The sequence below is a fragment of the Bradyrhizobium genomosp. I (2014) genome, from assembly GCF_000261685.1.
Classification (GTDB): Bacteria; Pseudomonadota; Alphaproteobacteria; order Rhizobiales; family Xanthobacteraceae; genus Bradyrhizobium.
In genome coordinates, this window is sequence record NZ_AJQE01000464.1 from 1 (window position 1) to 2,552 (window position 2,552).

At 65.0% G+C, this 2,552-nt stretch carries 2 protein-coding genes; both read right to left on the bottom strand.

Features of this window, described 5'->3' with window-relative positions; genetic code table 11:
- Positions 1-343 precede the first annotated feature (343 nt).
- A complete protein-coding gene (locus IC50_RS37970) occupies positions 344-1,543 on the bottom strand; it encodes an IS91 family transposase (RefSeq protein WP_035716761.1) in 1,200 nt (399 codons plus the stop codon).
- Between the two features lie 12 nt (positions 1,544-1,555).
- The gene (locus IC50_RS37975; RefSeq protein ID WP_038945864.1) at positions 1,556-2,431 is read right to left on the bottom strand and encodes a tyrosine-type recombinase/integrase; all 876 of its coding nucleotides are present in this window, start codon (positions 2,429-2,431) and stop codon (positions 1,556-1,558) included.
- Between the last annotated feature and the right edge of the window lie 121 nt (positions 2,432-2,552).

The window sequence follows — 2,552 nt, forward strand, 5'->3', positions numbered from 1 at the left end:
TGTGAAGGGTTTCGGATGCCGGCCGCAGCCGTGACGGCGCGGCATATTCGGGCGGCCGGCGTCCGAAAGCCTCCAAGGGAGGAAACCGCGCTTGATGGGCAGGAATAGTGCGGCAGGCTTTATGGGGATTTGAGCGCTGCAGGCAAGTTGGCCGATGGAGTTCGAACCGGTGCAGCAAGCTGGGCGGCGGTAACGGGGCGGGTGAATGAGCAGTGGACGGTGTGTAACGCGATCCATCGTCGTCGGATTGCGAAGGCCCAATGCGCGTATGGGTGCATGCCGCCGTGGCCTATCGACGAGCGGCGGGCACGACGAGCAGCTTTGCAGGATGGCGGTTGCGCAGTCACGATGTGTCGATCCTGATAGCGCTGGTTGACGCGGTCGGTTGATGGCGCGGCGTTGCGCCTCGCTCAAAGACCTCAATGACGATCATGCGGCCGCCGCAGCATGGACATGGGGGTTTACTGACGTCGGCGATGGTCTCTGTGGGCGCATCCTCCCGATCCTTGACGGCGAGGAGCTCGCGCGCGCGTGCGACGTTGTCGGCGCAGGCGCCCCGTGCGAGCAGGCCGTAATGGCGGATGCGGTGGAATCCCTTTGGCAGCACGTGGATGAGGAAGCGGCGGATGAACTCGTCCGTAGCGAGCGTCATCCGCTTTTGACGGTCGTGGCCTTCGACCCGATAGTCCTTCCACCTGAAGGTGACGCTGTCCTGGTCGAGGGCGATCAGGCGGCTGTTGGCGATGGCGACGCGGTGTGTATACCGCGACAGATAGGCCAGCACGGCTTGCGGCCCGCCGAACGGACGCTTGGCATAGACGACCCATTCCGTCTTGCGCGACGCTGCAAGCAATGCGGCGAATGATTGTGCTCCGGCGAGATGAGCGTCGTTGCCGAAGAAGCTCAGGCGCCCGGCCTGGTGGAGGGCGGCAAGGCGCTCCAGGAACAGCCGCCGGAACAGGCGTGAGAGCACCCGCACCGGCAGGAAGAAGCCCGGCCGGCAGGACACCCAGCGTTCGCCGTCGGGCGAGATGCCGCCGCCCGGCACGATCATGTGCACATGCGGGTGGTGGGTCATGGCCGAGCCCCAGGTGTGCAGCACCGACGTGATGCCGATCCGGGCGCCGAGGTGCGTCGGGTCGGCGGCGATCGTCAGCATGGTCTCGGCCGAGACCTTGAACAGAAGATCGTAGATGGCAGCCCTGTTGTGATAGGCGATGTCGGCGATGCGAGCCGGCAGCGTGAACACGACGTGATAATATGGCACCGGCAGCAGCTCGGCTTCGCGGTCGGCGAGCCACTGCTTCGCCGCGGTGCCCTGGCACTTCGGGCAGTGCCGGTTGCGGCAGGAGTTGTAGGCGATGGACGTATAGGCACAGTCCTCGCAGCGCGCGACATGGCCGCCGAGGGCTGCCGTGCGGCAGCTCTCGATCGCCGACATCACCTTCAACTGGTTGAGACTGACATGGCCGGCATGGGCCTGACGCCATGCCGGACCATGGTCGCGGAAGATATCCGCAACCTCCAGAGCCGAGCGAGACACGCCGGCCCCGCGTCAGCCGGGCGGTCGACCCTCCTTCAGCTTGATCGCGATGTGCTCCAGCGGGCTCATGACCTCGCTGATCGTCTTGGTGGTGACCCGGGTATAGAGCGCCGTCGTATCGAGCTTGGCGTGGCCGAGCAGCACCTGGATCACGCGCACGTCGATGTTCTGCTCCAGGAGATGGGTGGCGAAGCTGTGCCTCAGCGTGTGCAGCGATACGCGCTTGTTGATCTCGGCCATCCCTGCGGCGGCATGACAGGCACGATTGAGCTGGCGCGTCGTCATCGGCTGCGCCGGATCGCGGCCCGGGAACAGCCAGCCTTGCGGACGCGCTGCCCTCCACCAGGCGCGCAGCAGGTCGAGCAGGTGTGGTGACAGCATGACATTGCGATCCTTGCCGCCTTTGCCCTGCTCGACCCGGATGATCATGCGCTTGCTGTCGATATCGGAGATCTTGAGCGAGACGACCTCGTTGGCGCGCAGACCGGCGCCATAGGCCACGCTGAGTGCCGCCTTGTATTTGAGCCCAGGTGCCGCGTCGAGCAGCCGCGCCACTTCCTCGGGGCTGAGCACCACCGGCAGCTTGCGCGGCTCGTGAATGACATGCGTGTGCTCGACGATCTCGTGGCGCTTGAGGGTGACCCGGAAGAAGAACCGCAGCGTCGATACCGTCTGATTGATGGTCGGCACACCGACGCCGCTCGTCGCCAGATGTAGTTGGTAGCGGCGCACGTCCTCAAAGCTCGCCGTATCCGGGGATCGCCCGAGAAACGCAGCGAAGTTCTTGACCCTTTGCACATAGTCATGTTGGGTCTTGGGCGCGAGCTTGCGGATCGTCATGTCTTCGATCATGCGCCGGCGCAACGGGCTCATTGCCTCGTCGGTCATGGGGATGCTCCTGTCTTGAGTGAAGGTTGCGAACCCCTCATCTCAAGACAGGGCGCCTCGGCGCGCTATCCCTCAGCCGTGCTGCCGGCTGTCATGCCCTACCGCGCGAGCGGTTTAGTCC

What these genes read in the sequence shown, in the direction of transcription:
- IC50_RS37975 (WP_038945864.1), bottom strand. Translation starts at nt 2,431, where the DNA reads ATGACCGACGAGGCAATGAGCCCGTTGCGCCGGCGCATGATCGAAGAC.